The organism is Spiroplasma endosymbiont of Dactylopius coccus, assembly GCF_977110965.1.
In genome coordinates this window covers 452,096-478,469 of the sequence record NZ_OZ373019.1, presented here as the reverse complement: position 1 = coordinate 478,469, position 26,374 = coordinate 452,096, and the positions used below count along the sequence as shown (strand labels likewise).

The window sequence follows — 26,374 nt, the reverse complement described above, 5'->3', positions numbered from 1 at the left end:
AACTATATTTTAATTAAAATATATTAAATCATTATTCTAATGTTTAATCCAAGTATATAGGGGCTTTGCCCCTAGTTGCTTCGCAACTCACCCCAGTGGCGTAAACGCCACGGCCAACCAACCAAGGTTCTGGTTGGCTCCGACCAATAATATAGGCTTACTCTATTTTAACATCTTTCTTATTTTTCTTAGAATATTTATTTCTATAATAACAAGTACGGCATACAGTATTTTCAGTTTCTTTCTTTTCAGTTTGTAATATATTATCCAACTTATCTAATCCTACTGCTCTAATATCATCAACAGTAAAATCTAATGCTTGTGATTGTTCATAGTCTTTAACAATACTTAATTCACTCTTTAACGAATGAATATAATTTAAAGCACGACTATTATATCTTTGTAAATAAGACCTAGGAAATCATAAACTAAAAGTCATAGTTTCACCACTATAACTAGGTGGTAATCCACCACGTTTAATTATTCGCTTTGTTTGTCTTTTAGATAATACAACTTTATTATAATCATCAACATTAGTATAAATATTTAGTTTAAACTTAACTAAAAATAACAAAATACGCATTCTTTTAACTTGAACAATATATTCCACTTTTTCACGTGCTTGCTTTGGTATTCTATCGGGGTGTTGCTCAATCATATACATCATTCCATTAAAATTATGACCTATTAACTTACAAAACATTCCTAAACTTTCTTGTGTTTCTTTAAATTCGGGTGATAAATCATTACTATTAATTTTCAAACCTAACTCATCTAAAACAACCATATCACACTCTTTAAAAGCATAATTACTATTTAATTGATTAAATTTAAAAACATCATCATAAGAACAACGATAACTATATTCATTACGAACTTTAATAGGAATAGGACTTACTACTCTAAGAACCTGTTTGGAATCTTTTAAACATAATTAAACTAAAAAAGGGAATAATTATTTCTAACCTGACAGTTAATTAACATTTTATTTTCTTTGTCATTTTTTTGTTAAAAAGATTTTATCATTTGACAACTTATCGATTAAAAATTTATTTTTCAACTATAAAATAACATTTATGATATTAATTTAATCAAAAATAAGTTAAAAAAGATCCTAAACAGGTTCTAATAACATTGGTACACAAAGTGTATTAAAAAATACTTTAAATGCTAGAGTTGCAAAATTACCATTTTGGTAATGTTTAGTAATCTGTGTAACTTACAAAAATAACTATGTTTAATTAATTCTATAATAAACCTAGAAAGAGTGAATTACAGATGGCTAAAAAGCAAAATATTAATAATAATGATCCAATATCAAAAACAGTAGATTTATTATTAGAAAATACTGAAGATTTAACAACAGTTTTTAAAGAGGGAGGTTTGTATAAAGAATTAACAAAAAGATTAGTAAAAAAATGTTGAATTCTGAGATGCAAAATTATTTAGGATATGATAAGAATCAACATAGTAATAGTGACAATGCTCGTAATGGTATAAGTTCAAAAAAATTAATAACTCAACAAGGTAAAATTGAGATTGATGTACCACGAGATCGCAATAGTAATTTTAATCCTGTAATAATTGCAAAAAGACAAAGAAGATTTGATGGTTTTGATCAACAAGTTCTTTCTTTATATGCAAAAGGTATGACATTATCAGATATTAGAATGCAATTACAAGAGTTATATCATGGTGCTGATATTAGTGAAAGTGTTATTAGTCAAATTACTGATGATGTTATTGATGACGTCAAAGCATGGCAAAATCGACCATTAGATAGTATTTATCCGATTGTTTATTTTGATTGCATAGTAGTTAAAATACGACAAGATAAACGCATTATTAACAAATCTGTGTATATAGCTTTAGGAGTTGATTTAGAAGGTAAAAAAGATGTTTTAGGCTTATGAATTAGTGAAAATGAAGGTTTTAAATTTTGATTAGCCAATTTCACAGAAATGAAAAATCGAGGCTTAAATGATATTCTTATTGCTTGTAGTGATAATTTAACAGGAATGTCAGAAGCAATACAATCAGTTTATCCTAAAACAGAACATCAATTATGCATCGTTCATCAAATTAGAAATAGTTTGAAATATGTCTCATATAAGCATAGAAAATCTCTAGTTGCAGATTTAAAACCAATTTATACTGCATGTAGTGAAGAACAAGCAATGCAGGCTTTAGAAACATTTGAAAATAAGTGAAATAAACAATATCCTCAAATTGCTAAATCTTGATATAAAAATTGAGAAAATTTGATAGTTTTTATTAGTTATCCAACAGAAATTAAAAGAGTAATTTATACCACAAATGCTATTGAATCTGTTAATAGTCAATTACGAAAAGTTATCAGAAATAAAAAAGTTTTTCCTAATGATATGGAAGAATTGAAAATATTTTATTTAGCAATTGAAAATATAACAAAAAAATGAACAATGCCCATTCAAAATTGAAATACAGCAATTGCTCATTTGTCATTATTTAGTGATAATTTCCTATTAGTTATCGAGTAAAAATTTCCCAAAAGTGAAGTTAAATATACTTGGTGATAAATATGAAAAGAAGCATGACTATGAAAGAAAAATATAAATATAAGATTATAAACGACATTACTATTAAAAAATTATCTAAGCATCAAGCTAAAAGTAAACTTAACTTAACTATTAGAACCTGTTTAAAATCTTTTTTTAACTTATTTTTGATTAAATTAATATCATAAATGTTATTTTATAGTTGAAAAATAAATTTTTAATCGATAAGTTGTCAAATGATAAAATCTTTTTAACAAAAAAATGACAAAGAAAATAAAATGTTAATTAACTGTCAGGTTAGAAATAATTATTCCCTTTTTTAGTTTAATTATGTTTAAAAGATTCCAAACAGGTTCTAAGAAAAAAATCGATGCGGGTAAAATAAACACAGAAAATGACACTTATACTCAATTTCAAAAATGCTGTAATGATTTGGGTGTTGAAATAATTAGAACTTCAATTCCACAAGCTAAAGGTCGAATTGAACGCTTATTTGGAACACTTCAAAGTCGATTAATTAGCGAACTAAGACTTAATAAAATTAAAACTTTAGAAGAAGCTAATCAATTTCTTAAAACGTACATAAACTTTTTTAATAAACAGTTTGCTTTTCCTATTGATGATAATAAATCTGCTATGATTAAAGCTCCTACACAAGAAGAAATAAATATTTATCTTTCAAGATTTTCTAAAAGAAAAACAGATAGTGGTTCAACTATAACATATTATAGTAAAAAATATTTTCCTTATAAAAATAACAAAGTTCAATATATACAACCTAGAACTGATGTAATTGTACTTAAATCATTTATTAATGACTTATATCTTAGTTACAATAATCAAATGTATGAACTAAAAGAAATAGCTTTAAAACCAATTATCAAAGAAAATTTAATAAAAACTAAAAAAGTTTATATACCCAATAAAAATCATCCTTGAAGATATGGATATTAATAATTCCTAATTAAAGTTATATAAGATTTACATTTTGTGAATACTAAACATATAAATTTTTAAATCATTTGTATATGAGCAAATTTGGTGACCTAAAATTGATTTTAAATATAAAAGAAATTGTAATTGAAATCTATCGTTTTTACATTTGTGGTAAGTTTGATTTATTCGGATTTATTAATAAATTATTTAAAGTTGCATTATTAATTTTATTAACATCTATATTTATTTCACTATTTGATTTTCTTAGAACCTGTTTAGGATCTTTTTTAACTTATTTTTGATTAAATTAATATCATAAATGTTATTTTATAGTTGAAAAATAAATTTTTAATCGATAAGTTGTCAAATGATAAAATCTTTTTAACAAAAAAATGACAAAGAAAATAAAATGTTAATTAACTGTCAGGTTAGAAATAATTATTCCCTTTTTTAGTTTAATTATGTTTAAAAGATTCCAAACAGGTTCTTATATATAATTCTTTTACTTTTTTAATATTTCCAAAAAGTTCTTTTGATATTTTTATAAAAAAATCATTTTTTTCTTTAATTATTTTATTTTTATCAATTTTTCCAAAAGTAAATATTTTTAATATTAAATAACTAATTTTTTTAAATTTGCTAATCTTTTGTTTTTTTAAATTTTCATTAATATCAACAATAGTAGTTTGAGCTAAATTAACTCTATTACTAATAATTTCTGGAGTAAATTGATTTTTATCAATGATTATTTTTATCAATTCTTTATTAATTCATTCATATTCTTCTTGTAAATTTTTATTCATTTTTTCATCCTTTCAAAATAAAAACTCATTTACTTTGAAATTAAAGCAATGAGTTAAAAACTTATATTAAGTTTAATTAAACTATACAAAAAAATTCCTATATTAAAAACAGGAATTAAAATTTTAAAGGTTATTTGGAATTTGTGTTTATTTAACAGTGTAACTTTCCAAAATAATTTAATTTTTTGATAAATATTTTTAGGAAATTTTCATTCGATATTGACAACACAAAACAAAAATGATACTTAATTGATACTTAATACATAGACTATCTTAAATCTAAAAATTAATTATAAACTGGCCATTTTCTTTGATTCTATTTTTACTTCAATTTGTGAATCTATATTATTTATAGCGGTTTTTTTATCTGCAAACTTATCATTGTCAACTTCAATTTGTCTTCTTTGTTTTTCATCAAATTTTTTTGCTGCATCTATGCCAAAAGTAATAGCACCACCAACAGGAATACAAACAGGTAATATTACAGCATTGACAATTCCACCAACAGCACCAGTAGCAACACCTTTAGTCACTTTTATAATTTTTGCGGTTGGAATGGCAACACTTTTTAGGACTATTTTTTGGTAGACACTTGTTCTTGATATTTGATAGGAGTTAAGTAGTTTAAAGTGCTGTGGATTCTTATGTTGTTGTATCAATTGATATAATCAAATAATTCTAATTTTAATTGGATTAATGATGTAAAATTTTTATCATTAATAAATTCTGTTTTGAAAGTTTTAAAAGTTGCTTCAGCAACAGCATTATCATAAGGACAACCTTTTTTGCTTAAAGATCGAGTAATATTGAATGCTAATAAAAGATTATTAATAATTTTATTGTTAAATTCATTACCTCGATCACTATGAAATATTTGGATATCTTTTAAACAGCGATTTGATTGCATAAATGCTTGATATACTAGTAATGAATCTTTTTTAACTCCAACACTATGTCCAATAATTTCGCGGTTAAATAGGTCTATTAATAGGCAAATATAGTTTCATTTACCATTAACTTGAACGTAAGTTAAATCACTAACAATAACTTCATTTTTAACCCTATTATTAAAGTTTCTATTAACAAGATTGGTTATTTGACTATTATTGACTTTATTATGATGATTTTTGAATGATAATTTAGTGTATTTTGATATTAAATTATGCTTATTCATAATTTCTTTAATTTTTCTGCGTGATAAATAAATTTCTTGGTTTTCTAAAATTTTTTTTAATCTTCTAGTACCATAAACTTCTTTATTTTCTTTAAAAGCACTAATAACAGCTTCATCATACATATTATTTTTGATTTTATTTTCTTTTTTCTTTAAGTTAAAATAATATGTTGATTTAGATATTTTCAAAAAACGACACATTGTGCGAATTTTATATTTAACTTTATTTTTAGCAATAATTTCTACTTTCTGCCTATTATTAGTGCTGCTTGCTTTAAAATATCATTTTCCATTCTTAATTGTTTTAATTCTTTTCTTAATTTAATTAATTCATTTTCTTCAACAGAACGATTATCTTTAGTTTTAAAACTACCTGAATTAGTAAATTGCTTAATTCAATTATAAGTAGCTGCTCTTGTAACATTGTACTCTTTAGCAAGACAAGACACTGACTTACCGCTTTGATATAAAGCTACTATTTGTTTTTTAAATTCATCTGAATATGAGTTAATATTGGCCATAATTATACTTCCTTTCTTTTCACTAATTTGTTCACTTGTCTACGTAATTAGTGTCCAATAAAGTGTAACCCATCCAGGTGTTCGATGTTTTGTTTTAAACTCTTTTCATTTTGTAGGTTTTTGTTCTACATTTTCTTCTGATTTTGATTCAAGATTTTGTAAAATTTCATTTTTTATAGGCATTTCTTTTAATCTTCCTTTCAAATAAAAACTCATTTATTTTTATCAAAATAATGAGTTAAAAGCTTATATAAACTTATATTAAATTTAATTATTATTATATTCTATTCTATACTGAATATTGATATTTTTAATAATTACAAACTATCATATACAATTTATAAATATACTGGTTTATAATCAATATAAATAAATAGATAAGAATATATACATATTAAACAACTTTTATCTTTTTTTATAGCGACAAATATTATACTATTAAGTTTCTACTTCAACTTCATCAGTATTAACATCATCTGCTAATTTACTAATTACTAAATCAATTCCTTGTTTACTAATACTAGAAAATAAAATAATAGGAGTATTAGTGCTAAGTTTTAAAGTTGATAATATTAATTTTTTATTTTTTACTAATTGACTATTTTTAACTTTATCAACTTTAGTAGCAATTAAATGAATTTTTAAATGATAATGTTGTAAATATTCCAACATATCAATATCATCTTTACTGGGTGCATGTCTTAAATCTAATAATAAAAAAACTGCTTTTAAATTTTTTCGTGACTGAAAATATTCATCCATCATTGTCGCAAATTGGATTTTTTTTTCATTTGATACTTTAGCAAAACCATAGCCAGGAACATCAACAAAGCGACAAATATTATTATTAATTGTAAAAAAATTTAGCATTTGTGTTTTACCAGGTGTTTGTGAAACTCTAGCTAACTTACCATTATTACAAATTGTATTTAAAAATGTTGATTTACCAACATTACTGCGACCAACAAAACAAAATTCAGGAATTTCATCCTGCGGCCATTGTTCTTCTTTAATAGCACTAGTTAAAAATTGTGCTTGCTTAATTCGTTCCATTTTTTACCTCTTATTCAAAAATATATTATAGTCAATAGTTAAAATTTAAACTAATTATTATTTATTATTTTAATTTTTATTAATATTAATAAAATTAGTAAAATGAATATTATCTAATGGTCATATACCAAAACCAAAAAATAATGCAGCCAAAATGATACCACCAACAATAATACAAATAGCAAGTCATTTTATAATTTTAAATAATAACATAAAACTAATAATAGCAATAGCTATTATAATAATACCAACTATTACAAATGTATTCATGTTTACCTCCTATTATTTTAATTATTAAAGTAACACGTAACATTAATTAATAATAACATAAAATAAATTTGAATATTTTATAGTAATCATCTTTTTCCTAAAATTATATAAATTAAAAAAAGTTATCTTTTTAAAGAGAAACATGTTAAAATGTCAAAGGATAAAGGAGAGTGATATCATGACTGACAGCGATTCCATTTATAATAATAAAAATAATACTAATTTAAAAATTAGTAATTTTAAAAGTGTACTTTTAAATAAAGATTCAGTCAAATATTCTCCTAGTATTTTTACTAAAAAAATATTTTTTTAGCGTGTTAATAAATTTCTAAATCCTTATTTAAAAGTCTTAAAATAAGAAAAATAAGGAGGTAAAGAAATTATGAAGATTTTTTTAAACAAAATTTATTTTAAATTACAATTTAGTTTTAAAAAACCATTAGTTTACACAAATGGTGATTATATTAAACAAATTGCACAATTTAACCAAAAACAATTACTAAAAAATTTAGATTTACATAATTTTGGTCTTAAAACAGACCAAATTGAAATAAGAAGAAAAAAATATGGTATTAATACTTTAAAAAATACAAAATTTAATTGAATTTTAGAATTTTTAAAAGCATATTTTGGACCATTCAATATAATTTTAGCAATTATTACTATCTATAATTTATTCTCATATTTTACAACAAATGATACTTCAATTTATTCATTGGTTGCCGCTATTATTGTTGGAACTATGATTTTATTAAGCGGAACCCTAATTTACATTCAATCAATACGAGCTTTTTTTATTACTAAACATTTAACAATTTTGGTCAAAAATACAACTACTGTTATTCGTAATATAAACATTAATCAAATTACTAAAGAAAACTCAATTAAAATAATTAAACAAGCACAAGAAATAAATGTTAATGAATTGTTACCTGGTGATTTAATTTATTTATCAGCTGGTGATTTAATTCCTGCTGATTTAAAAATTTTATTAAACAACGATTTATTTATTAATCAATCATCATTAACAGGAGAATCACTACCTACTGAAAAACACGCTATTAACGATCCTGCATATCAAAACTTATTTGATTTACAAAATATTTGTTTTATGGGAACAAGTGTTGTTTCTGGAAGTGCAATTGCTATTGTTATAGCAACAGCTACTAAGAACCTGTTTAGGATCTTTTTTAACTTATTTTTGATTAAATTAATATCATAAATGTTATTTTATAGTTGAAAAATAAATTTTTAATCGATAAGTTGTCAAATGATAAAATCTTTTTAACAAAAAAATGACAAAGAAAATAAAATGTTAATTAACTGTCAGGTTAGAAATAATTATTCCCTTTTTTAGTTTAATTATGTTTAAAAGATTCCAAACAGGTTCTAACACTTACTTCGCTACTATTGCTGATACAATAAATAAACAACGTCCATTAAGCAGTTTTTCCAAAGGAATTAAACGCGTTACTTTAATGTTAATTTGCTTTATGCTAGTAATGGTACCCATTGTGTTAATTATCAATGGCCTTTTAAAAAACGATTGACCTGCAGCATTTATTTTTTCAATTTCGGTTGCTGTTGGTTTGACTCCTGAAATGCTACCAATGATTGTTACCTCTAATCTAGCACGAGGTGCTAGTAAAATGAGTAAACAAAAAGTAGTTGTTAAACAACTAGCTGCTATTCAAAATTTAGGTGCAATTGATATTTTATGTACTGATAAAACAGGAACTTTAACTAATGATAATATTGAAGTAGTCAACCATATAACATTGGACAATAAAACAAATAATGATTTAATTAAGTTTATTTATTTAAATAGTTATTTTCAAACAGGAATAAAAAATCCAATGGATAATTCAATACTTGAATTTGGAGAAAAAAATAAATTAAAAAATATAAGTAATTATTATCAAAAAATTGATGAAATTCCTTTTGATTTTAATCGTCGTAAATTAACAGTTGTTTTAGAAGATAAATTAAATAATAAAAAATTAATTTGTAAAGGTGCAATTGAAGAAGTTATTAATACATGTAATCGTATAGTTTATCAAGATAAAGTAATACCATTAAATTCTGATTTAATGAAAATGATTAATAAAAAAATAACAAAATTAAATGAACAAGGATTACGTGTCTTAGGTGTCTCATATGAAGATACAAATCTTACTAATAATAAATATAATGAAACAAACGAAAAAAAATTAATTTTTCTTGGTTTTGTAACTTTTCTTGATACACCAAAACCTACAGCAACAAAAATGATCAAATTGCTAAAAACACATGGTGTTGATCTTAAAATATTAACTGGTGATAATCAATTAGTAACAAGAGCAATTTGTAATCGTGTTAATCTAGAAATTAAAGGATTAATTTCTGGTGAACAATTAACTGGCCTAACTGAATATGAATTAAAAAGAATTGTTGAAAATAATAATATTTTTGTTAAACTAAACCCATTACAAAAGGCAAAGATTATTCAAACTTTAAAAAGTAATGATCACGTCGTTGGTTTCATGGGTGATGGTATTAATGATGCTTTAGTATTAAGAAATGCTGATGTTGGAATTTCTGTTGATAATGCTACTGATATTGCAAAAGAAGCATCAGATATCATTTTATTAGAAAAATCATTATTAGTTTTAGAAAAAGGGATTATTGAAGGTCGTCGCATTTTTGGTAATATTTTAAAATATATTAAAATTACGATTGCTTCTAACTTTGGTAATGTCTTTAGTGTGCTAGTAGCATCAGCATGATTTGCTTTTGCACCAATGTCACCAGTACAATTATTATTTCAAAATTTATTATATGATATTTCACAATTTACTATTGCCTTTGATCGTGTTGATCCATCATTTTTATTAAAACCACAACGCTGAAATCCAAAAGGAATGTTACCATTTGCTTTTATTAATGGACCTATAAGTAGCATTTTTGATATCTCTACTTTTGCAATTTTAGGATTTGGATTTGGTGTCTTTGCTAATACTTCTGCAGAAAATATTAATATGTTCAACTCAGGATGATTTATTGAAGGTTTATTAACGCAAACATTAATAGTACAAATGTTTAGAACTGAAAAAATTCCTTTTATTCAAAGTCGTGGTACTTGACCAGTAAATATAATGGCAATTGTTATTTGTACCATTGGATTAAGTTTACCTTATACTTACATTGGTCATCAAATGAATATGGTAGGACCACCGCCAGTCTATATTCCAATTGTTTTAGGAATAATCATGACTTATTGTGTGCTAAGTCAATTAATAAAAATGGGATATATTAAAGTATTTAAAAAATGATTATAACAGCTAATTAATCTTAAAGTTTGCAATTTTAAATAACAATTATCTATATTTACTATAGAAATAAATCTTATGCTATAATTTTTTCAAACTTAATATAAGTTTTTACCTATTTATTTTAGTTTTAAAATAAATAGGTTTTTTAATTTGATAGGAGAAAAAAATGTCTAATTTAAAAGAAATATCTAAATTAAATACAACTATAAATATTAATAAAAATGAAAAATTAATTAAAGCCGCTAAACATGATGATTTAGAATTAACCCAAACTTTATTAAAAAATAACGCTGATGTTAATTATGTAGATGAACATCGTAATAGTCCATTAACAATATCTGCTGAACATGGTAATTTAAAAATTGTTCAAACTTTATTAAAAAATAACGATAATATTAACCATATAAATGATTTTGGTGATGATGCTTTAAGAATGGCTGCTAAAAATGGACACACAGAAGTAGTTAACACTTTATTAGCAACAAATAGTAAGATTATTAATCACAAAAATTGAATTAGTAATACTGCTCTAATATCAGCAGCATAAAATGGGCATGTAAATACAATTAAAACTTTATTAAAAAATGGTGCTTATATTAATGATACAAATATATTTGGTGATACTGCTCTAATATGAGCTACTGAAAACGGACACACAGAAACAGTTAAAGTTTTAATAACAAAAGATAATGACGTTAATAATCATGTAAACAACCTTGGTGACTCTGCTTTAATAATAGCCGCCAGAAAAGGTTATTTGGAAATAGTTAAAATTTTACTAGGATATGGTGCTAACATTAATAATGTAGATAAAAATAAAAATAGTGCTTTAATATGAGCAGCCAAAGAAGGACACCTAGATGTAGTTAACACTTTAATAAAAAATGAAATTGACCTTAATCATACAAATGACTTTAATGATAGTGCTCTAATATGAGCAGCTGAAAATGGTTATACAAAAATTGTTAACACTTTACTAGCACATGGTGCTAATATTAATCATAAAGATACAAATGATGATACTGCTCTAATATGTGCCGCCAGAAACGGACACACAGAAATAGTTAACATACTATTAACTAATAATGCTAATGTTTATGATAAAGATATAAATGGCGATACTGCTCTAATATGTGCCGCCAGAAACGGACACACAAAAATAGTTGATACTTTATTAACAAAAAATAGTGATATTATTAATTATATAAATGACTTTGGTGATACTGCTTTAACAATATCCACCGAAAATCGACACATAGCAATAATTAATAATTTATTAAAACATAATGCTGATGTTAATTATATAGACAAAAATAAAAACACGTTTTTAATATTATCTATTGAAAACGGACACACAAAAATAGTTATCAATTTCCTAAAAACAAAAAATGTTGATATTAATCACATAGATGGTAATGGTGATAGTGCTTTAATAATAGCAACCAGAAACGGATACACAGAAATAGTTGATACTTTAATTAAAATAAACTCTGATGTAATTCTACATAGAACTAAATTTAATAATACTGCTTTAATAATAGCTGCTAAAAATGGACACTTAGATATAGTTAAAATTTTAATAAAAAATGATATTAACATTAATCATGAAAATAATATTGGTGAAAATGCCTTAATATGAGCTTCCAGAAACGGACACACAAAAATAGTTGATACTTTATTAACAAAAAATAGTGATATTATTAATATAATAACTAAATTTGGTAATAATGCTCTAATATGAGCTGCCAAAGAAGGACATCTAGATGTAGTTAACACTTTAATAAAAAATGGTGTAGATATTAGTCATTTAGATGCTAATGGTGATAGTGCTTTAACATGAGCTACTAGAAGTGGACATTTAGAAATACAAAAAATAATTAATGAATCAAATTCTTGAAAAGAACAAATAAATTCTACAGATTTACAAAATCATCTTTTACCAAATAAATGTGATAAATCAAATTCTTTAAAAATATAATTTTTAAAAATAGAAATATAAAAATTAAAAAATAATAATATTTTTTTGTATTTTTTCATGATAAAATTCTAAATAACACAAAAATAAATTTAAAAGAAAAAGGAACAAAACTATGAATAAAAAAACAATATACTATAGTTTATTAATAATTCCTATTTCTTTATTTGTATTATTACTTACTTTATTTTTAACAAATATTTGAAAACCCTCAATTGTTGCTATTATTTTTATTACTATTTTGTTAATAATAGTAGCAATTTTTACATGATATCTTATAAAAAATAGTTATTCACAATTTGATAAAGAACATATCCATAATTTTGAAGATAATTTTAAACAACAATTTTGAAAACTAGGAATAATTGGTTTTATTGCTGATTTTTGTGACACAATTGGTATTGGTTCATTTGCAGTAAGTATTATTTTATTAAAATTAACAAAACAGGTACGTAATGATAAAAAAATTTTAGGAATTATGAATGTTGGTCATAGTATTCCTACTTGCTTAGAAGCAATTATTTTTATTGCTTTAATTCAAGTAGCATGACCAACACTAGTTTCATTAATTTCTGCTGCAACATTAGGTGCCTATTTAGGCGCCATTATCGCAAATAAAATAAACTTAGTTGATCACAATTATTTATTGGTGTTCTATTATTTATTGTTTCAATTATCATGCTTTTAGGTCAAAAACAAATTGGAATTATGCCAACAGCGGGTAATAATAATAGTCTTGATATTTGATGAAAATATTTGGTTGGTATTAGTATATTCTTTATCCTTGGTGCTTTCATGGCATTAGGCATTGGTATTTATGCTCCAGCACTGGCAACTACTTATTTATTAGGTCTTAACGCTGAATGTGCTTTTCCAATTATGATGGGATCTGCAGCTTTTTTAATGTCAGTTGCTGGTACACGTTTTATTAAAGATAAAAACTATGAAATTAAACCACCAATTGCTTTCACACTAGGTGGATCAATTGGTGTTATTTGTGCTTACTTAAGTGTATTTTTATTATTACAAAATGGTCTTGGCTTAAATAAAGAACAATTTATTAATATCCTACTATGATTAATTATCGTAATAATTTGATATACATCTTCTTCACTAATAATTACATCAGTAAAAAATTTACGTAATTATAAAAAACAAAAATCACATCAGAAATTAATTATTGACTCTTAAACATAATAAAAGGTTGTTAACTAACAACCTTTTATTATTACTACTTAAATTTTATTATTGCTAAAATCATCAATTCCTTTTTTAATAATATTAAATACTTGCTTTGATAATACATCAGTAGATAATTTAATAAATTCACTTGGTTCAATTGCCTTATGAAAAATAAGATGAATATCTTTTTTGCCCTTATATTTTCGATCAAAAATTTGATAAGAATTAATAATAGTAACAGGAATAATTGGTACATAAGATTGATATGCCATATTAAAAGCACCTGCTTTAAATTCTTGCATTTCTTGTTGATGACTTCTTGTTCCTTCTGGAAAAATCATCATTGTACGCGGAATTCTAATTAATTCCTTTGCTTCTTGAAAAGTCGTAATGGCTGTGCGTGGATTATTACGATCAATAAATAAAACATCAATTAAAAAAATAAATCTTCGTGCCAAATGGCTTTTTTTTAATTCTTCTTTTGCAATAAAACCTAAAGGTGCATATAAACTATAATCATTTACCGATAATACTAATAATGGATCAAAATTTGATTGATGATTGGCAACCATTACACAACCTTTTCTTTTTGGTCAATTTTCAATGTTATGAACGGTTAATTTAATATTATATAATCATTTAATATAACGCACACGTTTTTTCAATCAAATATATCGTTTTGCTTCAGAAACTAAACTTGGGTCTTTTAATACCTTTCTTGTCATTGAACCTGATTTACTATAAGTTTGTAATAAATAAGGTCAAGTTAAAATTGCTTTTCAAATGTTCATTATTATTTTTTTTCCTTTCTTTGATACACATTCGCTAAAAATTCTGCAAATTCTGTTGTTTTGATTAATTTAAAATCAGAAAAATTACTAACAGGAAATAAAAGATCACCATTATATAAATTTTTAATGACTGAAACATATAAATAATCAGCATAATCTCATGCCTGCTTATAAATTTCAGCACCACCAATAATACAAATATCTCTTTTTTTATTACCTTGATATTGTTTTAAATATGAAATAATATCATTTGTGAAAGTAATATTATTATCATTTAGAAATTGTTGATAACGTTCTTGATGATTAGTAACAACTATATTGTAACGATTTTTTAGTGGTTTGCCAATACTTTCAAAAGTTTTTGAACCCATTAATACATTTTTATTTAAAGTAATGCTCTGAAAATATTGCATTTCTTCTTTAATTTTTCAGGGCAATTTATTATTAAAACCAATTACCTTTTCTTTGGTCATTGCTCAAACTAAAATTACCATTATACTGCAACCTGACCTCTAATCAACGGATATGGATCATATTGTTCTAATTTAAAATCTTCAAATTTAAAATTAAATAAATTAGTAATATTTTTATTAATAACTAAAATTGGCAATGATTTTGGTTTTCTACTTAATTGTTCATTAATTTGTGAAAAATGATTACTATAAATATGAGCATCACCTAAAGTATGAATAAATTCTCCTAGCTGATAGCCACATATTTGTGCTAACATTATTGTTAATAATGCATAAGAAGCAATATTAAAAGGAACTCCTAAAAAAATATCTGCACTACGTTGATATAATTGACAAGATAATTTTTTATCATCAGAAACGTAAAATTGAATTAAAGTATGACATGGTGGTAGTGCCATATTTTTAATTTCTGCAGGATTTCATACTGATAAAATGTGTCTTCGTGAAAAAGGATTGTTTTTTAAATTTTCTATTAACTCCTGCAATTGATCAACACCATTAAAATTACGTCATTGTCTACCATAAACAGGTCCTAAATCACCAAATTCAAGAGCAAATTGATGATCAGTTTTAATTTTTTCAACAAATTCTTCTAAAGTTTCATTTTGATATTTTTTACTTTCCATAAATTTCTTATAAGGTCACTCATTTCAAATTCTAACATTATTTTTAACTAAATATTCAATATTAGTATCACCAGCAATAAATCATAATAACTCATGAACAATAGAAGCAAAATGAACTTTTTTTGTAGTTAATATGGGAAAACCTTTTTGTAAATCAAAACGCATTTGATAACCAAAAGTAGAAACAGTACCAGTGCCTGTTCTATCAGCTTTTTTATATCCTTTTTCTAAAACATATTGACATAAATCTAAATATTGTTTCATAATCATTACCTCTTTCATAAATCAAATTAAATCAATTATATTTTAACAAAAAATATTTTTTTATCTAAGTTTTAATTTTAGTTCCTTACTATATCTTGTCATAAAAAGAGTCTCCTTACTAAGTTAAAACATTGTTTTTTGCAACTTAGGGGCGACCCTTTCCTATTTAACCGCGAAATTATTGGAGATATAGTGTAGGTACTAATGATGCATCTTTTTTAACTCCAACACTATGTCCAATAATTTCTCGGTTAAATAGGTCTATTAATAGGCAAATATAGTTTCATTTACCATTAACTTGAACGTAAGTTAAATCACTAACAATAACTTCATTTTTAACCCTATTATTAAAGTTTCTATTAACAAGATTGGTTATTTGACTATCATTGACTTTATTATGATGATTTTTGAATGATAATTTAGTGTATTTTGATATTAAATTATGCTTATTCATAATTTCTTTAATTTTTCTTCTTGATAAATAAATTTCTTGGTTTTTTAAAATTTTTTTTAATCTTCTAGTACCATAAACTTCTTTATTTTCTTTAAAAGCACTAATAACAGCTTCATCATACATATTATTTTTGATTTTATTTTCTTTTTTCTTGAAATTAAAATAATATGTTGATTTAGATATTTTCAAAAAACGACACATTGTGCGAATTTTATATTTAACTTTATTTTTAGCAATAATTTCTATTTTCTGCCTATTATTAGTGCTGCTTGCTTTAAAATATCATTTTCCATTCTTAATTGTTTTAATTCTTTTCTTAATTTAATTAATTCATTTTCTTCAAAAAAACGATTATCTTTAGTTTTAAACCTGTCTGAATTAGTAAATTGCTTAATTCAATTATAAGTAGCTGCTCTTGTAACATTGTACTCTTTAGCAAGACAAGACACTGACTTACCGCTTTGATATAACGCTACTATTTGTTTTTTAAATTCATCTGAATATGAGTTAATATTGGCCATAATTATACTTCCTTTCTTTTAACTAAAATTTGTTCACTTGTCTACGTAATTAGTGTCCAATAAAGTGTAACCCATCCATATTTTATTTCAATACTTTCACTTTCAACTGCAACTAATGAACAACTCAAAAAATTATTAAACTACACAAATCAGTATAAAATACATAAAAAAGAAGCATTATAACAATAATTTTTTTAAAAAATTCTTATATTATGTTGTTTTTTAATAGATTTTTTAAATTATATATGTATATAATTAAAATGGAATATTATTATTAATATCATAATAATTTTCAACAAATATTAATAAGAATCTAAAATAAAATTAATAACTAACAGAAAACAAGTAACTATTTAATTAAAAAATTATAATACTAAATCTTTTTATTTTTTAAACTAATACCCCAAATTATAAACATAAAAGTTATGTATTTTTTATACTATTATGTTTAACATTTTATGGATAAAACTAAGGAAAAGCAAATTGACTACAACTAAAATATTTAAAGGAATAATTATTATTTCAAGTATCGCTTTACTTATTTTTTCATATTACTTTTAATGTTTTTACTAATAAAATTTTTATTAAATTATAAACAAAAAAACAAAGTTAAAAGAATACTTTCTTCAAATGATTTTAGTCAAATCATAGGAACGAAAAAAGAATTAAAAATAAAACTAAGAAAATATTTTAAAGAAATATTTATTAGAGATGTTGATATAAATTTATTTAAAAAATTTCTAAAATCAGAAAGTGGAGTTAATAAAAAACCAACAAAAATTGCCTGAAATTTTTTTATAATTTTGACAAGTTCAATATTAGTAAATAAATCCGAAGGAAGAGTTTCTGAAGCAATTAAAAGTATTAAAAATACTTTTGATGAAAGTAAACAAATATTATTAACTTCCGATAACAATAACTTAGTAACAGATGTAATTTTAAAAATTATGAATTTAAAAATCAGACCAATCTTAATTGCTAGTAGATCACTAACAAAAATAGACACTAATGGTAATTTCATCATTAATGATGAAAATTTAAGCAAAAAAAGAAATCGAAGATTTTTGAAAACAAATTGATAAAGTTAGAAAAGATTTAATAGAAAACAAATACTTATATTTTATTTCAATACTTTCACTTTCAACTGCAACTAATGAACAAATCAAAAAATTATTAAACTACACAGATTAAAATATTAAATGTTTAAATAAAATATAAGTAAAAAATAAATTTAAATTTTTAAAACAATATCTTTAAAATTACCTATTAAGACTTATGTTTTATAATCAAAAAAATTATAAAACATAAGTCTTAATAATGTTAAAAAAAAGGAGTTAAACAGTGAGAAAAATTTTTATTTCATATCATCATCTAAGAGAACAAGAAGAAAAAAACCAATTAGCAGAGTTAATTAAAAAGTATGCTAATTATTTAAATATAAAAGACATGTCTGTAGAAATAGGGGATATTGATACCACATGATCAAATAATAAAATCGCTAAAACTATTAGAGAAAATCATTTAAAAGATACAACTATTACTATTCTTATTCTAGGAATACATACAAAATGTAGACAACATATTGACTGAGAAATTGAAGCTTCATTAAATAAATATGGAAGTTTAAATAGAAGAAAGAAGATAAATAGTTTTATAATACTTTTAACTGCTGATTTTATTAAAAAAGCAAAAACAAATTGTAATTTTAATAACACTTGTGATTATTCTTTTTTAATCACCCAAGAAAATGCTGGTCAAAGAATATATGAAACCGTAATAAATAAACATGCAATTATTGCTACTTATGATGAAATCTTTTCAGATATAATAATTCTTAAAAATTTACTTGATAAAGTTCAATCTAATCATAAAAAAGAAGAAATGTTTTATCAAAATGTTATCAGCCCTAGTTTTTTAAAACCAACTGTTTTAAAAGATAATACTAAAGATACTGTTTTTAATGAAAAAAAAGAAATAGATAATGCAATATTATCTTCAAATAAAGATAATGATTTTAAAGAAGAAGATAGTGATATTGAAATACTTTCTGAATCAGACGAAGAAATAGATAATGCAATATTAACTTCAAGTCAAGATAGTGGTTTTAACGAAGATGATGATAGTGATAGTGTAGTAGCTTCTAAATCAGAGGAAAAAATAGATAATGCAAAATTAACTTCAAATAAAGATAATGATTTTAACAAAGATGATGATAGTAATATTGTAGTAGCTTCTAAATCAGAGGAAAAAATAAATAATGTAATATTAACTTCAAGTCAAGATAGTGAAATTAACAATCAATTACTACAAGAAATTACAATGGATTTTACTAAAGATGATAATAAAAGTAATCTTTTAAGAAAATTATCTTTAAAACATAATAGTAAAGATAGTGGAATTGGTAGTGAACGACAAGAAATAAGTATACTGAAAGACGAAAATTTTAAAAGAATACATCTCCATAAAAAAGATAATTCAGAAGAATGTGAAGCAAAAGAAAAATCTGAAAAAACAATGCAAGAGTTTAATAAAAAAACAAAAAAAATTATAAATTCTGGTAAAATTAATTATGCACAAGAATGTCCAGAAATATATTTATCGTATCTTTAAAACATACAACTAGTAAAATTAAATTAAATATTTAAAAAGTGAGAATTTTATTCTCACTTTTTAAATATTTAATTTAGTATTCTTCTTCAAGTGAAGAATTACCGATACCTATTAACTTCTCAGTTGGCATTAAACCAGTACCGGCCGGTATCAAGTTTCCTAAAATAACATTTTCCTTTAAACCACGTAAATTATCTTGTTTTGACTTAATAACAGCATTAGTTAATACTCTTGTTGTATCTTGGAAAGAAGCAGCAGCCAAGAATGATTCTGATTCTAATGGTGCTTTTTTAATCCCTAAAATAATTGGATGACCAAAAGCAGGTTTTTTACCAACAACAATAATTTTGGCATTAACATTCTTAAATTCTTTGATATCAACAATCGCTCTAGGCAATAATGGTGAATCATTACCTTCAACTACAAAAATACGATTCAACATTTGTTTTAGAATAATTTCAATATACTTATCAGAAATTTCAATTCCTTGTAAACGATAAACACGTTGTACTTCTTTTAAAATATATTGTTGAACTTCAATGATTCCTGCTACTTCTAGTAATTGTGTAATATTAATTGCACCTTCAGTTAGTTTTTGGCCAATCTTAACATTATCACCAATTTTAATTCTTACCTGCGCATTATATTGAGTTTTGTATTCTTTATAGTCAAGTTTTGACTTTACAGTAATTGTATAAATTCCTTGCTCTTCACGAATATCTGTTATTTTACCATCAAATTCACTAATAATAGCAACAGCACCTTTGGGATTAGTAATATCTAATAATTCTTTAATTCTTGGTAATCCTTGGGTAATATCACTACCACCAGCAACTCCTCCAGTATGGAAAGTTCTCATCGTTAGTTGAGTTCCTGGTTCACCAATTGATTGCGCCGCAATAATTCCAACTGCTTCGCCAATAGCAACAATAGAACCTGTTGTTAAATTAATACCATAACATTTTTGACAAACACCATAACTTGCTTCACAAGTTAAAACTGAACGAATATTTATTTTTGTAATTTTTGCCTCTAATATTGTTTCTACTAATTTTTCAGTAATTAATTCATTATTTGCAACAATTACATTATTTTTACTATCAACAACATCACCTTGAACAAAACGTCCAAATAAACGGTCACGTAACGGCACAATAATATTATTACGTTTTTGGTCAACAACGTCACTAATTATAAAGCCATTACCGGTACTACAATCTTCTTCAGTAACAATAATATCTTGTGAAACGTCAACTAGTCTTCTTGTTAAATAACCTGAGTCAGAAGTTTTAAGCGCCATATCTGCCATTCCTTTACGAGCACCATGGGTAGAAATAAAGAACTCTGAAACATTTAATCCTTCACGGAATGAAGATTTAATTGGTAATTCAATAACTTCTCCTTTTGGATTATTCATTAAACCACGCATCCCTACTAATTGAGTAAAGTTACTAATATTAGTTCTAGCACCTGAATCTCACATCATAAAGATTGGATTTTCAATATCTTTTCTTAAAACTGTTTCTAGTTCAACTTGAATATTGTTTTTAATACCACTTCATTTATTAATAATATGGTAATGATGCTCACGATTAGTTAACATACCTTGTTTATAAAACTTGTTAATTGTTTTAACATATTCATCTGCTTCTTTAAATAATCTTGTTTTACCTGAATAAGATACAACATCGCCTGCAGAAATTGTTGTTCCTGAAATTGTTGAAAATTTAAAACCAAGATTTTTCATTTTATCTAACATTTGTGCAGTTAATTGAGTTCATAAAGTTCAATCTAATCATAAAAAAGAAGAAATGTTTTATCAAAATGTTATCAGTCCTAGTTTTTTAAAACCAACTGTTTTAAAAGATAATACTAAAGATACTGTTTTTAATGAAAAAAAGAAATAGATAATGCAATATTATCTTCAAATAAAGATAATGATTTTAAAGAAGAAGATAGTGATATTGAAATACTTTCTGAATCAGACGAAGAAATAGATAATGCAATATTAACTTCAAGTCAAGATAGTGGTTTTAACGAAGATGATGATAGTGATAGTGTAGTAGCTTCTAAATCAGAGGAAAAAATAGATAATGCAAAATTAACTTCAAATAAAGATAATGATTTTAACAAAGATGATGATAGTAATATTGTAGTAGCTTCTAAATCAGAGGAAAAAATAAATAATGTAATATTAACTTCAAGTCAAGATAGTGAAATTAACAATCAATTACTACAAGAAATTACAATGGACTTTACTAAAGATGATAATAAAAGTAATCTTTTAAGAAAATTATCTTTAAAACATAATAGTAAAGATAGTGGAATTGGTAGTGAACGACAAGAAATAAGTATACTGAAAGACGAAAATTTTAAAAGAATACATCTCCATAAAAAAGATAATTCAGAAGAATGTGAAGCAAAAGAAAAATCTGAAAAAACAATGCAAGAGTTTAATAAAAAAACAAAAAAAATTATAAATTCTGGTAAAATTAATTATACACAAGAATGTCCAGAAATATATTTATCGTATCTTTAAAACATACAACTAGTAAAATTAAATTAAATATTTAAAAAGTGAGAATTTTATTCTCACTTTTTAAATATTTAATTTAGTATTCTTCTTCAAGTGAAGAATTACCGATACCTATTAACTTCTCAGTTGGCATTAAACCAGTACCGGCCGGTATCAAGTTTCCTAAAATAACATTTTCCTTTAAACCACGTAAATTATCTTGTTTTGACTTAATAACAGCATTAGTTAATACTCTTGTTGTATCTTGGAAAGAAGCAGCAGCCAAGAATGATTCTGATTCTAATGGTGCTTTTTTAATCCCTAAAATAATTGGATGACCAAAAGCAGGTTTTTTACCAACAACAATAATTTTGGCATTAACATTCTTAAATTCTTTGATATCAACAATCGCTCCAGGCAATAATGGTGAATCATTACCTTCAACTACAAAAATACGATTCAACATTTGTTTTAGAACCTGTTTGGAATCTTTTAAACATAATTAAACTAAAAAAGGGAATAATTATTTCTAACCTGACAGTTAATTAACATTTTATTTTCTTTGTCATTTTTTTGTTAAAAAGATTTTATCATTTGACAACTTATCGATTAAAAATTTATTTTTCAACTATAAAATAACATTTATGATATTAATTTAATCAAAAATAAGTTAAAAAAGATCCTAAACAGGTTCTTAGAATAATTTCAATATACTTATCAGAAATTTCAATTCCTTGTAAACGATAAACACGTTGTACTTCTTTTAAAATATATTGTTGAACTTCAATGATTCCTGCTACTTCTAGTAATTGTGTAATATTAATTGCACCTTCAGTTAGTTTTTGGCCAATCTTAACATTATCACCAATTTTAATTCTTACCTGCGCATTATATTGAGTTTTGTATTCTTTATAGTCAAGTTTTGACTTTACAGTAATTGTATAAATTCCTTGCTCTTTACGAATATCTGTTACTTTACCATCAAATTCACTAATAATAGCAACAGCACCTTTGGGATTAGTAATATCTAATAATTCTTTAATTCTTGGTAATCCTTGGGTAATATCACTACCACCAGCAACTCCTCCAGTATGGAAAGTTCTCATCGTTAGTTGAGTTCCTGGTTCACCAATTGATTGCGCCGCAATAATTCCAACTGCTTCGCCAATAGCAACAATAGAACCTGTTGTTAAATTAATACCATAACATTTTTGACAAACACCATAACTTGCTTCACAAGTTAAAACTGAACGAATATTTATTTTTGTAATTTTTGCCTCTAATATTGTTTCTACTAATTTTTCAGTAATTAATTCATTATTTGCAACAATTACATTATTTTTACTATCAACAACATCACCTTGAACAAAACGTCCAAATAAACGGTCACGTAACGGCACAATAATATTATTACGTTTTTGGTCAACAACGTCACTAATTATAAAGCCATTACCGGTACTACAATCTTCTTCAGTAACAATAATATCTTGTGAAACGTCAACTAGTCTTCTTGTTAAATAACCTGAGTCAGAAGTTTTAAGCGCCATATCTGCCATTCCTTTACGAGCACCATGGGTAGAAATAAAGAACTCTGAAACATTTAATCCTTCACGGAATGAAGATTTAATTGGTAATTCAATAACTTCTCCTTTTGGATTATTCATTAAACCACGCATCCCTACTAATTGAGTAAAGTTACTAATATTAGTTCTAGCACCTGAATCTCACATCATAAAGATTGGATTTTCAATATCTTTTCTTAAAACTGTTTCTAGTTCAACTTGAATATTGTTTTTAATACCACTTCATTTATTAATAATATGGTAATGACGCTCACGATTAGTTAACATACCTTGTTTATAAAACTTGTTAATTGTTTTAACATATTCATCTGCTTCTTTAAATAATCTTGTTTTACCTGAATAAGATACAACATCGCCTGCAGAAATTGTTGTTCCTGAAATTGTTGAAAATTTAAAACCAAGATTTTTCATTTTATCTAAGAACCTGTTTGGAATTTTTTAAACATAATTAAACTAAAAAAGGGAATAATTATTTCTAACCTGACAGTTAATTAACATTTTATTTTCTTTGTCATTTTTTTGTTAAAAAGATTTTATCATTTGACAACTTATCGATTAAAAATTTATTTTTCAACTATAAAATAACATTTATGATATTAATTTAATCAAAAATAAGTTAAAAAAGATCCTAAACAGGTTCTTACAGTAGATTTAAGTTTGCTAGTTGTTGATTGAAATAAAAATAGTTATCAAAATGGTAACTATTTTTATTATTATAGATTAATTTATTTTCGTCGATATTTATAAGCCATAATTGCTCCAAATATTAATGCTCCAATTCAAAGTAAACTAACTAAAATTGGTATTCAGTAATTATCAAAAAGTGCTGCATTGATTAAATCATTTGGAGTACCATAATTATTTCATCCTCTATTCATAATAGAAACAGGATAAGAAAAAGGAATAATTTTAGCAATAATAACTAAAACTGGTTGTCCTTTAATGGCTACATACGGAATATATTGACCCGATAAAAATGATGTTGGCAAATATAATAATAAAGCAAAAGCATTAGCAATTTTAAAATCAGAAGCAAGAATACCAACCATTATTCCTACTGCTGAACACATAATTGATGAAAGCAGAATTGCTAGTAATATATAACCTCAATTAATTAGTTCTCAATTAATCTGATTATGATATAAAGCTGCACCAATTCCTAATGTTCAAAAACTACCAATAAAAATTAAAATAACATGAAATATTAAAATACTACTAATAAATTGTCATGGTTTTAATGGTGTTGCACCAATTCTTTTAATAATTATTGATTGTTTAAAATCAGAATATGTCATTGATAAAGTAACAATTCCTAATACTGGTGAAGCTGACATCACTAACCCCGGTAATACTGTTTGTGCAACATTTGGGTTACCGGGTGTTAATACAGCAACTAAAATTGTTAACATAATAATAGGGAAAATAAAGCCAAAGAAAATACTATGGAAAGATTTCTTAAAATAACCAAATAATAATTGAAACATTGCTAGCATTATTTTTTTCCTTTCTCGTAGTTATTTCTAATGGTGTTTCTGTTTTTTCTAAATAATATTTTAATAATGAACCATATTTTTAGTAACTTCAACAACAGTAGTATCATCAATAATTTGACCATCCTTTAAAAAAATAATACGTTTACATAAAGCTTGGATTTCATCTAAGTTATGACTAACTAAAATTAAAGTAATGTTATTCAAACTAATTTGTTCTTGTAAAAAATTAATAATATCAATTCTTGTTTTAACATCTAAACCAGTTGAAATCTCATCACCAATATAAATTTTTGGTTGATGAAATAATGATAAAAATAAATTAACTCTTTGTCTTTGACCACCCGATAAACTATTTACTTTACGTTTGTATAATTCTTTTAATTGAAACTTATCTAACATACTATTAAAAATTTCGGGTTTTATTTTATCTAAATAAATCTTATGATAAAAATTTATTAATTCTTTAACTGTTATAAAGTTAGGATAAACTTGATCTTGAAAATTTATTCCAACAACATATGGAATATCTTTTTTATTAAAGTTATATTCAATTTCTCCTGTACTTGCATTTTTAGTATTACTAATAATCTCACATAATGTGGTTTTACCAGCACCATTAGCACCAAAAATAGCAACAGAACTACCACTCTCAATTTCTAAATTAATAGGTCCGAGTACAACATTACCATTATACGACTTCGTAATATTTTTAACCTTAATTACTTTCATAATTGCTTCCTTTCATATTATTTTAAACTTTATAAATAAGTATAGCATTAAAAAAATCTAATTTTATATCATAAGAATCAACATTTTTTTTAATTAAATTTTTTTTAATATATTTAATTTTAAGTAACATTTAAAATGTTACTTAAAATTTTTATTTGAATACAAAATTCCTTCAGTTTCTGCAGCATATAAAGTATTTTCTGAATTAATTGTTAAGGCAAGAATATGTTCATTATCATTATCTATTCCTAACATATTGCAAAAAATAGATGATTTTTTTTACTTTTTTATATATTTGATTTGAATCAACACCAGCGAACAAAACACCATCTCTATCAATAATTAATCGTTTAATTTCATGACCTGTATTTAAAATTTTAGAATACATACTTCCACTATTAATTTGATAAATATTACCATTATCAGAACCAGCAAAAATAGTTCCAATAGTATCTACGACTAAACTTTTTATTGACCCAGCATCATTTTGTTCTTTAATTAATTGAAAATCATTTACACCATTACTTTTATAAATTTTACCATGATTATTAGC

The 26,374-nt window shown here is 24.4% G+C and carries 25 protein-coding genes and 5 pseudogenes; 13 read left to right on the top strand and 17 right to left on the bottom strand.

Annotation, left to right across the window (positions count from 1 at the left end):
• Nucleotides 1-157: 157 nt before the first annotated feature.
• The gene (locus tag ACXUB0_RS03060; protein ID WP_458257721.1) at nt 158-787 is read right to left on the bottom strand and encodes a hypothetical protein; all 630 of its coding nucleotides are present in this window, start codon (nt 785-787) and stop codon (nt 158-160) included.
• Nucleotides 788-1,278: 491 nt separating this feature from the next.
• On the opposite strand from ACXUB0_RS03060, the pseudogene ACXUB0_RS03055 reads away from it, so the two are divergent.
• From ACXUB0_RS03055 to ACXUB0_RS03040, 4 genes and pseudogenes are all read left to right on the top strand, one after another.
• Nucleotides 1,279-2,519 (top strand): annotated as a pseudogene (locus ACXUB0_RS03055) (IS256 family transposase).
• A 41-nt stretch (nt 2,520-2,560) separates the two neighbouring features.
• Nucleotides 2,561-2,725, top strand: coding sequence for a hypothetical protein (locus ACXUB0_RS03050; RefSeq protein ID WP_458257720.1), 165 nt, complete (start codon nt 2,561-2,563; stop codon nt 2,723-2,725).
• 163 nt (nt 2,726-2,888) lie between these two features.
• A pseudogene (locus ACXUB0_RS03045) lies at nt 2,889-3,491 on the top strand (ISNCY family transposase); the annotation flags it as partial.
• 74 nt (nt 3,492-3,565) lie between these two features.
• The gene (locus ACXUB0_RS03040; protein WP_458257719.1) at nt 3,566-3,784 is read left to right on the top strand and encodes a hypothetical protein; all 219 of its coding nucleotides are present in this window, start codon (nt 3,566-3,568) and stop codon (nt 3,782-3,784) included.
• A gap of 144 nt (nt 3,785-3,928) precedes the next feature.
• Here ACXUB0_RS03040 and ACXUB0_RS03035 read toward each other — a convergent pair whose 3' ends face one another.
• The 6 genes from ACXUB0_RS03035 to ACXUB0_RS03010 form a co-directional block, all read right to left on the bottom strand.
• Entirely contained in the window at nt 3,929-4,276 is a 348-nt protein-coding gene (locus ACXUB0_RS03035; RefSeq protein ID WP_458257718.1) for a hypothetical protein, read from the bottom strand.
• Nucleotides 4,277-4,566: 290 nt separating this feature from the next.
• Nucleotides 4,567-4,809: a hypothetical protein gene (locus ACXUB0_RS03030; protein WP_458257717.1), complete on the bottom strand. Its 243-nt coding sequence runs from the start codon at nt 4,807-4,809 to the stop codon at nt 4,567-4,569.
• A 41-nt stretch (nt 4,810-4,850) separates the two neighbouring features.
• A protein-coding gene (locus ACXUB0_RS03025) for an IS3 family transposase (RefSeq protein ID WP_458257345.1) occupies nt 4,851-5,971 on the bottom strand; the annotation gives its coding sequence in 2 pieces (ribosomal slippage) (nt 4,851-5,695 and nt 5,695-5,971; 1,122 coding nt in all).
• A gap of 39 nt (nt 5,972-6,010) precedes the next feature.
• The gene (locus ACXUB0_RS03020) at nt 6,011-6,154 is read right to left on the bottom strand and encodes a hypothetical protein (RefSeq protein ID WP_458257716.1); all 144 of its coding nucleotides are present in this window, start codon (nt 6,152-6,154) and stop codon (nt 6,011-6,013) included.
• Nucleotides 6,155-6,409: 255 nt separating this feature from the next.
• Nucleotides 6,410-7,024, bottom strand: coding sequence for a ribosome biogenesis GTP-binding protein YihA/YsxC (gene yihA, locus ACXUB0_RS03015; RefSeq protein WP_338986744.1), 615 nt, complete (start codon nt 7,022-7,024; stop codon nt 6,410-6,412).
• A 69-nt stretch (nt 7,025-7,093) separates the two neighbouring features.
• Nucleotides 7,094-7,294 (bottom strand): hypothetical protein, encoded by a 201-nt coding sequence (locus ACXUB0_RS03010; protein ID WP_252320689.1) that lies wholly within the window; start codon nt 7,292-7,294, stop codon nt 7,094-7,096.
• Nucleotides 7,295-7,676: 382 nt separating this feature from the next.
• On the opposite strand from ACXUB0_RS03010, the gene ACXUB0_RS03005 reads away from it, so the two are divergent.
• The 6 genes and pseudogenes from ACXUB0_RS03005 to ACXUB0_RS02980 all read left to right on the top strand — a co-directional run bounded on the left by ACXUB0_RS03005 (nt 7,677) and on the right by ACXUB0_RS02980 (nt 13,771).
• Nucleotides 7,677-8,516, top strand: a complete 840-nt coding sequence (locus ACXUB0_RS03005; protein WP_458257715.1) for a P-type ATPase — start codon at nt 7,677-7,679, stop codon at nt 8,514-8,516.
• Between the two features lie 160 nt (nt 8,517-8,676).
• Nucleotides 8,677-10,611 (top strand): annotated as a pseudogene (gene mgtA / locus ACXUB0_RS03000) (magnesium-translocating P-type ATPase); the annotation flags it as partial.
• A gap of 160 nt (nt 10,612-10,771) precedes the next feature.
• Nucleotides 10,772-11,152, top strand: coding sequence for an ankyrin repeat domain-containing protein (locus ACXUB0_RS02995; RefSeq protein WP_458257714.1), 381 nt, complete (start codon nt 10,772-10,774; stop codon nt 11,150-11,152).
• A gap of 18 nt (nt 11,153-11,170) precedes the next feature.
• Nucleotides 11,171-12,583 (top strand): ankyrin repeat domain-containing protein, encoded by a 1,413-nt coding sequence (locus tag ACXUB0_RS02990; protein ID WP_458258785.1) that lies wholly within the window; start codon nt 11,171-11,173, stop codon nt 12,581-12,583.
• Nucleotides 12,584-12,695: 112 nt separating this feature from the next.
• Entirely contained in the window at nt 12,696-13,268 is a 573-nt protein-coding gene (locus ACXUB0_RS02985; RefSeq protein WP_458257713.1) for a TSUP family transporter, read from the top strand.
• Between the two features lie 20 nt (nt 13,269-13,288).
• Nucleotides 13,289-13,771 carry a hypothetical protein gene (locus tag ACXUB0_RS02980; RefSeq protein WP_458257712.1) on the top strand — a complete coding sequence of 161 codons (483 nt, stop codon included), beginning with the start codon at nt 13,289-13,291 and terminating at the stop codon, nt 13,769-13,771.
• A 44-nt stretch (nt 13,772-13,815) separates the two neighbouring features.
• Here the strand turns inward: ACXUB0_RS02980 and ACXUB0_RS02975 are convergent, their stop codons facing one another.
• From ACXUB0_RS02975 to ACXUB0_RS02955, 5 genes are all read right to left on the bottom strand, one after another.
• Nucleotides 13,816-14,553, bottom strand: coding sequence for a lysophospholipid acyltransferase family protein (locus ACXUB0_RS02975; RefSeq protein ID WP_338959498.1), 738 nt, complete (start codon nt 14,551-14,553; stop codon nt 13,816-13,818).
• A gap of 2 nt (nt 14,554-14,555) precedes the next feature.
• Nucleotides 14,556-15,047 carry a dihydrofolate reductase gene (locus ACXUB0_RS02970; protein WP_458257711.1) on the bottom strand — a complete coding sequence of 164 codons (492 nt, stop codon included), beginning with the start codon at nt 15,045-15,047 and terminating at the stop codon, nt 14,556-14,558.
• Nucleotides 15,047-15,916 (bottom strand): thymidylate synthase, encoded by an 870-nt coding sequence (gene thyA / locus ACXUB0_RS02965; RefSeq protein WP_458257710.1) that lies wholly within the window; start codon nt 15,914-15,916, stop codon nt 15,047-15,049. Before thyA ends, ACXUB0_RS02970 begins: the two co-directional genes overlap by 1 nt.
• 178 nt (nt 15,917-16,094) lie before the next feature.
• A complete protein-coding gene (locus tag ACXUB0_RS02960; RefSeq protein WP_458257709.1) occupies nt 16,095-16,571 on the bottom strand; it encodes an IS3 family transposase in 477 nt (158 codons plus the stop codon).
• A gap of 41 nt (nt 16,572-16,612) precedes the next feature.
• Nucleotides 16,613-16,891, bottom strand: a complete 279-nt coding sequence (locus ACXUB0_RS02955; protein ID WP_458257708.1) for a transposase — start codon at nt 16,889-16,891, stop codon at nt 16,613-16,615.
• A 560-nt stretch (nt 16,892-17,451) separates the two neighbouring features.
• On the opposite strand from ACXUB0_RS02955, the gene ACXUB0_RS02950 reads away from it, so the two are divergent.
• Both ACXUB0_RS02950 and ACXUB0_RS02945 read left to right on the top strand, forming a co-directional pair.
• Nucleotides 17,452-17,973 carry a hypothetical protein gene (locus ACXUB0_RS02950; protein WP_458257707.1) on the top strand — a complete coding sequence of 174 codons (522 nt, stop codon included), beginning with the start codon at nt 17,452-17,454 and terminating at the stop codon, nt 17,971-17,973.
• Between the two features lie 259 nt (nt 17,974-18,232).
• The gene (locus tag ACXUB0_RS02945; RefSeq protein ID WP_458257706.1) at nt 18,233-19,501 is read left to right on the top strand and encodes a TIR domain-containing protein; all 1,269 of its coding nucleotides are present in this window, start codon (nt 18,233-18,235) and stop codon (nt 19,499-19,501) included.
• 73 nt (nt 19,502-19,574) lie between these two features.
• On the opposite strand, the pseudogene ACXUB0_RS02940 reads toward ACXUB0_RS02945, so the two are convergent.
• Nucleotides 19,575-21,269: pseudogene (locus ACXUB0_RS02940) on the bottom strand (DNA-directed RNA polymerase subunit beta'); the annotation flags it as partial.
• A gap of 480 nt (nt 21,270-21,749) precedes the next feature.
• Here ACXUB0_RS02940 and ACXUB0_RS02935 point away from each other — a divergent pair.
• Complete coding sequence (locus tag ACXUB0_RS02935) at nt 21,750-22,040, top strand: hypothetical protein (protein ID WP_458257705.1); 291 nt, start codon at nt 21,750-21,752, stop codon at nt 22,038-22,040.
• Nucleotides 22,041-22,113: 73 nt separating this feature from the next.
• Here ACXUB0_RS02935 and ACXUB0_RS02930 read toward each other — a convergent pair whose 3' ends face one another.
• From ACXUB0_RS02930 to ACXUB0_RS02915, 4 genes and pseudogenes are all read right to left on the bottom strand, one after another.
• On the bottom strand, nt 22,114-22,482 hold the full coding sequence (locus ACXUB0_RS02930) for a hypothetical protein (RefSeq protein ID WP_458257704.1): 369 nt from the start codon (nt 22,480-22,482) through the stop codon (nt 22,114-22,116).
• 217 nt (nt 22,483-22,699) lie between these two features.
• Nucleotides 22,700-24,019: pseudogene (locus tag ACXUB0_RS02925) on the bottom strand (DNA-directed RNA polymerase subunit beta'); the annotation flags it as partial.
• Between the two features lie 305 nt (nt 24,020-24,324).
• On the bottom strand, nt 24,325-25,008 hold the full coding sequence (locus ACXUB0_RS02920; protein ID WP_458257703.1) for an ABC transporter permease: 684 nt from the start codon (nt 25,006-25,008) through the stop codon (nt 24,325-24,327).
• Between the two features lie 144 nt (nt 25,009-25,152).
• On the bottom strand, nt 25,153-25,821 hold the full coding sequence (locus tag ACXUB0_RS02915; protein ID WP_458257702.1) for an ABC transporter ATP-binding protein: 669 nt from the start codon (nt 25,819-25,821) through the stop codon (nt 25,153-25,155).
• Nucleotides 25,822-26,374 lie beyond the last annotated feature (553 nt).